This is a genomic window from Flavobacterium sp. (assembly GCF_049590715.1).
Taxonomy (GTDB): Bacteria; Bacteroidota; Bacteroidia; order Flavobacteriales; family Flavobacteriaceae; genus Flavobacterium.
In genome coordinates, this window is the sequence record NZ_JBAWDL010000258.1 from 1 (window position 1) to 6,428 (window position 6,428).

General features: G+C 33.4%; 8 protein-coding genes. 4 read left to right on the forward strand and 4 right to left on the reverse strand.

What is annotated here, in order from left to right:
• The 4 genes from WBQ70_RS11825 to WBQ70_RS11840 form a co-directional block, all read right to left on the reverse strand.
• Positions 1-1,223, reverse strand: a 1,223-nt coding sequence (locus WBQ70_RS11825) for a DUF3945 domain-containing protein (RefSeq protein WP_423914439.1), incomplete at its 3' end; no start/stop codon positions are given.
• Between the two features lie 101 nt (positions 1,224-1,324).
• Positions 1,325-1,618, reverse strand: a complete 294-nt coding sequence (locus WBQ70_RS11830) for a helix-turn-helix domain-containing protein (protein ID WP_423914441.1) — start codon at positions 1,616-1,618, stop codon at positions 1,325-1,327.
• Between the two features lie 39 nt (positions 1,619-1,657).
• Positions 1,658-1,996: a helix-turn-helix domain-containing protein gene (locus WBQ70_RS11835; protein ID WP_423914443.1), complete on the reverse strand. Its 339-nt coding sequence runs from the start codon at positions 1,994-1,996 to the stop codon at positions 1,658-1,660.
• Between the two features lie 246 nt (positions 1,997-2,242).
• Entirely contained in the window at positions 2,243-3,088 is an 846-nt protein-coding gene (locus WBQ70_RS11840; protein WP_423914445.1) for an RteC domain-containing protein, read from the reverse strand.
• A 440-nt stretch (positions 3,089-3,528) separates the two neighbouring features.
• On the opposite strand from WBQ70_RS11840, the gene WBQ70_RS11845 reads away from it, so the two are divergent.
• The 4 genes from WBQ70_RS11845 (at position 3,529) to WBQ70_RS11860 (ending at position 6,278) form a co-directional block, all read left to right on the forward strand.
• Entirely contained in the window at positions 3,529-3,918 is a 390-nt protein-coding gene (locus tag WBQ70_RS11845; RefSeq protein ID WP_423914447.1) for a hypothetical protein, read from the forward strand.
• A 30-nt stretch (positions 3,919-3,948) separates the two neighbouring features.
• Positions 3,949-4,536 carry a ferritin-like domain-containing protein gene (locus WBQ70_RS11850; RefSeq protein WP_423914449.1) on the forward strand — a complete coding sequence of 196 codons (588 nt, stop codon included), beginning with the start codon at positions 3,949-3,951 and terminating at the stop codon, positions 4,534-4,536.
• 163 nt (positions 4,537-4,699) lie between these two features.
• On the forward strand, positions 4,700-5,200 hold the full coding sequence (locus WBQ70_RS11855; protein WP_423914450.1) for a CinA family protein: 501 nt from the start codon (positions 4,700-4,702) through the stop codon (positions 5,198-5,200).
• A 22-nt stretch (positions 5,201-5,222) separates the two neighbouring features.
• Positions 5,223-6,278 (forward strand): glycoside hydrolase family 130 protein, encoded by a 1,056-nt coding sequence (locus WBQ70_RS11860; protein WP_423914453.1) that lies wholly within the window; start codon positions 5,223-5,225, stop codon positions 6,276-6,278.
• The last annotated feature ends 150 nt before the right edge of the window (positions 6,279-6,428 follow it).

Sequence of the window (6,428 nt, forward strand, 5' to 3'; positions counted from 1 at the left end):
TCCTTATTCAACGTGATATAACCTTGGTATGGCTTACCTTGCTTGTCCGTCAAGCCACTGATGTAAACAGTCTGACCAGCTTTGAACTTATCATATTGTTCATTATCCAATTCCTTACCTCTAAAAACTCTCGGAACTTCCTGCGGATTATTTTGATGGTTGTTTTGTCCGTTGCTTTGCGTTTGCTGATTGGAATTGCCTCTGTCAAAAAGAAACTCTACATAACGTTTGTCTGCATTGAACTGTACGGTAGCTTCAAACTCGGTTCCCTTTTTAGAAATCATTCCCTCTAAATGAAGTGGTTTGCCGTCCATTAAAGTTTGTTTTTGCTCATCATTCAGTTTTACCCCTTTTATTTCATCGGGTATTTTTATGTATTCTATTTTCAGTGCAATCAATTCATTGGTTAGCCTATCCACACTAATAATTGAGGGAATAATTTCCCCTGTTTTAGGATTTTTCAAATCAACCACACGCCCCATATTCCCTGCATCGAATAAGTTATTCTTGTCTTCATCAGTAAACTTGTGTCCAAAAAACTCAAAATTTAAGTTCGGCTCTTTTCGAATACCGTGAATAGCGACTACTACCCTGCCTTCATCATTATGTTGCAATGAAAGACGGGCATCCATCCGGGTAACCGCAGTACCGAGATTAAGGCTTACAGGTACAAGTTCATTGGTTTTAAACCCTTTCAATAAAGGTTCCAAGAGGTTCATTTTTTCCAGGCGTTCTTTGCCCAATCCAAGATTGTTCATTGTTTCCCAATCAATTTGTTCCGGCTTGTAACGGTATTCGTTATTTTCTGGTGCTTTTTGTGTTGTTTCCATATTATTTTGATTTTCTTGTTTATGTTCAGACTCAACTTTCATTTCATCTTTTTTCATTATTTTTTCGCCCTCTGGCGTAGGATAATCTATCTGCTTCTGAAATTCTTTTGCTTTTTCTAAGGCTTTATCGGCTGGTACTTGGAAGAATGTAAATTTGGTAGGGTCTTTCAGTTGTCTGTAAAAATTGGAGAAGAAATTAGAAATGAAATTGCCTTGTTTGTCCACCCGCATAAATTCGCTTTCGTTCTTTTTTGTGGGAGCAACGGTTTCCATTTTTCCGTTTTTATCAATATTTTTTACAGCATGGATTTTCATTTTTTCTTTATCCAACACCAACATTATGTCCGATAATTGTTGGGACTCTTCATGCTTATTTGAAGTTGCTTCGTTCATAATTTGAGAATTTTTAAGATTTCAATGCCTAAATTAAATGAACTGCTCACCGCATTGCATTAAGTGGCATTTAATGGCAGTACTTGACGCTCATTGGCATTTTATTTAGGTGTCGGAGAATTAAAACTCTCTCTTATAAATTGATGAACATCAGATAACTTATAATACAATTTCCCGCTTATTGTATAATATGGGAGTTTCCCGTTGGAGCGATAACGTTGCAATGAACGATTACTGATCTTCAGCATTTGAAGTAAATCCTGATTGTCGAGTAATTCCTCCCCATCTATATTATTTCGTTTCTTTTGAAAGTCCTCGATATTGTTGCCAAGCATATCAAGTCTGTCCATTAGGCGTTCCATCCACGCCAAAAATTCCATTCTTTCAATATTCATAAGAATATAATTTTAGGGTTAAACCTATTTTTTATCTGCCTATAATTTTCTACCTTTCTCGATATATCTTTTGCCTTTATCCATAAGTTGCTGTACATACTCATCACTGCTTTGTATAGCATTGGCCTTGAACAAATCTTTTATGGAACCAATAGTGTAGAAATATTGTCCGTAGATTTTTGAATAAGCGATCTCTCCTTTGGTACGCATACGCCATAGGGTTTTCTCGCTGATTTGCAGGTATTGGCATACCTCGTGGTTATTGAGCCACAGGTCATCATAACTTTTATCTTCTTGTCTTTTGAGATAGTCAGCAATGGTATTGATACGGCTGTTGAGCTGTTGCCACGCTTCTTCCTCAATATTTATTATTTTCATTACATAGCTTATTAAAGTTTACTATGCAAAATTGGTAAGGATGGCACAGTTTGTCTGCCAAGGTCTGCCAATTGGTTTGGCGTTTTTTTGAAAATTTTTACAATTAGGGAAATCCTTATCAGTAAAGGTTTTTAGGGAATTTTGATTGTTTTAACAATAGTGTTTTGCAAACTTTACCAATTGGCAGATATGGGCAAAAAAAAGCAGTACGATGATGTACTGCTTTGAAATGATAGCTCAATTAAACTAAAGGTCTTTATCCATATATTCTTCAAGAGAAAACTTAAGCTGGTCTAAAAATGAAGTCCTGGAACCACTTCGGGTTTTCATTCTATGGAAAGCGTGATGCAGGTCGCCGAGAGGAATACGGAAAAGTACTTGAAACATCAGACTAATTTTTCGGATACCGATTTTTCCGTGAGAAATTACGCCCGAAGCATAAAGGGCATATATCAATTCGATTATGGCATTTTTGCTATCTGTCCAAAATATATCTTTGCAACTTTCCGGCTTTTGCAATATCACATCGGGACTTTCATCAGGATTAATTTTTGTGAGCAAATAATGGTAGAGCAACTCATTAGATATAATCTTTGCAGTTTTATAATCGAAGAAAGTCGAGAATTCCGGGTCTATTTCAAACACAATACTGTTAAGTCCATCATGGTAATTAATGTTTCCACGTTTGAAGTAAATATCATCACGGTCTGTCCGACCTGAGCGGTAATACCTATAAAAATCCGAATTGCAGAGGTGTTCAGTATATTCCCGTTTAAGATTTGCCAATTGTCCAGAAAAATAACTGTAATACATTTTACCGTTACTAACAGGGCAAGTGGTTTCAATGCGATATATCTTATTGTAGTAAATCAGCTTTCCAAGAATTTGGGGCTTAATAGAACGAAAGAAATGGATTTCTTCCTCATCGTTTTTAAATCCTTCTTCACTAAGGTATTTCTTAACTGAACCTAAAAGATCTTGAAGATATAGGGTCATTTCGTAAGCCTCATCAATCAACCTTTTGCTTTGTGATAAAATCTTATCTTCTTTATTGTGTATATCTAAAAGGATTTTGTCTATAGAATATTTCATAGCTAATAAATTTTGTGATACATGCCAAATTTTAAATTTGGTTTACGTCTAATTAATTCACAAAATTTCAAACATTTAATGATAAATTTTCCACAGTTTCACCCCACTGGGGAGAAATTTTTCTAATGAAGTAAAACAATATCTGTGATTAAACTATAAAGGCATCAGTAATACCATACTTTCTAGCATAATAATTTGGCAAGTTTTGAAAACAAACTAGATATTTTGTCTTTTAAAGCAATAAAATTTAATAATACACACAATTAAAAACAGATTCAAAATAGTTTTTTCATCTCTTAAGATTCTTCTCAAAACCATTAATTTTCATATACGTAATTTTTTTCCAGATTAATAAATTATAATTTCATTACAAAATTATATAACATTAAAAAGATATCTAATCTTAATTTTGATTATGTATAATTTTAATAATCAATATCATGGAAAATTTAGATAATAGAGAATACAACGAAGATCGTGGTACCTCAAAAGAAATTAAAGACGAAAATTTAAAAAAAATAAATCCAAATACGGATTATTTCCCAAGCGAAAACAATGATACTTCAAAGGATGCATTGAAAGATAGTGTGTCGATAAATGAATTGGAAAATGATGAAAATTATAAACCAATTGATAATAACACTGTGCCAGGTACAGGGGATGTTAGATACACAGAAACTGATCGCTATTCAGAAGGAAATAGTGATTTCCAGAATGGAGAAAACTCTTTTAAAGATCCCAATGAAATTCCTGACACAGAGGCAGAAAAGGAAATTTTCAAAAATGAAGCAAAAACTGATAGTTTTGAGGATGATCGTAAAATTTGGTAAAAAATAAATAATAATTTAAAATTAAATAAGATGGAATCAAAAGATAAAAAAAAGGATACAAAGGCAAAAACTTCAGCTGAAAAAAAAATAGTTAAACCTAAAAAAAATGCAGCTAAAGAACTAAAGGAATTATTCGTTGATGCTCTAAAAGATATTTATTGGGCTGAGAAAGCTTTAGTGAAAGCATTGCCAAAAATGGCAAAAAATGCATCAAATGAAAACTTGGTTATGGCAATCAATAATCATTTAGAAGTCACTCAAGAACAAGTTACAAGATTGGAAGAAGTTTTTGATATTCTAGGTGAAAAAGCTGTTGCAAAAAAATGTGATGCTATGGATGGTCTAATAACTGAAGGAAAAGATATTCTTAAAGAAACGGAACTTGGTCCTGTGAGAGATGCAGGTATTATTGCAGCATCGCAAAAAATTGAACATTACGAAATTGCCTCTTATGGTACCCTAGTGGCATTCGCCAAAACACTTGGCGAAGACGAAGCAGCTAGTTTATTGGAACAAACATTAGCTGAAGAAAAAGAAGCGGATGAGACTTTAAGTGAGGCAGCATATAACTCGATAAACTTCGAGGCTGCTGAAAATGAGGAAGAAGAAAAAAAATAAGCTAAACAATTAAGAGAAGCCTGCAACATTTATATGTAGCAGGCTTTTGTTTTTAACAAAAATACACAGACTTTATATCAGCGTCGAAATGATATAGTGTTATCATGATATAATTTAAATACTGAAATAAACATCCATAATCGATAATAAAATAAAATTTAAAATGGCATCCAAAGAAGTTACAGACTTTACCAATTTATTGATTAAAAAAGAATGGAAGATAGCATTTGTAGAAAGTGTATCTGCAGGAAAAATGTCTTATGAATTTTCCACAGTTCCTAATTCAGGTAAAATTTTGCTTGGTGGTATTGTTAGTTATGATATTTGTATGAAAACAGATCTACTAAAAATTCCATTGGGTTTAATTGAAACTTTCACTGCTGAATCATACGAAGTTACTCAGGCAATGGCGGTAAATTTTTGCAGCTTTACACCTGCTGATATTTGCGTTGCAATAACTGGTTTAGCCACTCCAGGGGGAAGTGAATGTCTTGAAAAACCAGTGGGAACTATATTTGTTTATATTATTTTGCCATACAAACATATTGCCAAACGTTTCCATTTTAAAGGAACGCAAACTGAAATTATTAATCAGGCAATTGATGCAATAGCTTTATTAATAGGTTCGGATATAGAAACTAATTATCCCCTTAAGTGTAAGTAAATACTATATAAATAATTATATTATGTCAGATATCGCCAAAAGGTTTAGCAATAATCCAATATTAATCCCAAAAAATATTGAGCCAACAAGTGCAGAATTACAAGTAATTTGCCTTTTAAATCCTGGTGTTTTCAGATTCAAGAATAAAATATATCTTTTAGTTCGTGTTGCCGAAAGCATAACACAAAAGGAAGGAGTTGTTTTTTTTCCAGTAATAAATGACAATGGGAAAATTGAAATAATAGAAGTCCCGCTGAATGATCCTCATCTAATCGCTACTGATGCACGTGTCATGCAGTATAAAGGCTTGGATTATCTTACCACCCTATCTCATTTAAGACTCATGGAAAGTGAAGATGGAATAAAATTCACGGAAAGTTTAAATAATTCTTTATTAACGGCAATAGGAACATTGGAGCAATTTGGTATTGAAGATTGTAGAGTTTCTCAAATTGGAAATACTTATTACCTGACTTATACTGCTGTTTCAAATAGTGGGGTTGGTGTAGGACTACGAACTACAACAAATTGGGTAGATTTTACGCATCATGGTATGATTTTCCCTCCACATAATAAAGATTGTGCTATTTTTGAAGAATTAATAAACGGCAAATATTATGCACTTCATCGTCCGAGCAGTGTGCAAATAGGTGGAAATTTTATCTGGATTGCTGAGTCTATTGATGGAATCCATTGGGGAAATCATAAATTTGTAGCCGGTACACGGAAAGAAATGTGGGATAGTGTGCGTATAGGTGCTGGTGCTGCTCCCATAAAAACAGAATATGGATGGCTTCAAATTTATCATGGTGCTGATGTTGCACATCGATATTGTCTTGGAGCGCTTCTTTTAGATCTTAATGATCCCTCCAAAGTGATATCTCGAACCGAAGATCCAATAATGATTCCAAAGGAAGATTATGAAATTAGTGGTTTCTTTGGACATGTAGTTTTTACAAATGGTCATATTATTGATGGGGATAAGCTTACAATATATTATGGAGCAGCAGATGAGTTTATTTGTGGTGCTGATTTTTCAATTAAAGAAATTTTGTCTCTATTGAAGATCGTGTCCTGAAATCGCTGAAAACAATAAATAGTATGAGTAGCTAATTCATGCATTTAATACTATTTTGCTACCATATAATCTTAACTGCAGCATTTGCATTCACTTCATATCTACTATTTTTATTATCTACTGCATTCACTTTTTCATACCTCAATTTAA

Coding starts and splice junctions, on each gene's coding strand:
- WBQ70_RS11830 (WP_423914441.1), bottom strand. CDS start 1,618: ATGAATATTGAAAGAATGGAATTTTTGGCGTGGATGGAACGCCTAATG.
- WBQ70_RS11835 (WP_423914443.1), bottom strand. CDS start 1,996: ATGAAAATAATAAATATTGAGGAAGAAGCGTGGCAACAGCTCAACAGC.
- WBQ70_RS11840 (WP_423914445.1), bottom strand. CDS start 3,088: ATGAAATATTCTATAGACAAAATCCTTTTAGATATACACAATAAAGAA.
- WBQ70_RS11845 (WP_423914447.1), top strand. CDS start 3,529: ATGGAAAATTTAGATAATAGAGAATACAACGAAGATCGTGGTACCTCA.
- WBQ70_RS11850 (WP_423914449.1), top strand. CDS start 3,949: ATGGAATCAAAAGATAAAAAAAAGGATACAAAGGCAAAAACTTCAGCT.
- WBQ70_RS11855 (WP_423914450.1), top strand. CDS start 4,700: ATGGCATCCAAAGAAGTTACAGACTTTACCAATTTATTGATTAAAAAA.
- WBQ70_RS11860 (WP_423914453.1), top strand. CDS start 5,223: ATGTCAGATATCGCCAAAAGGTTTAGCAATAATCCAATATTAATCCCA.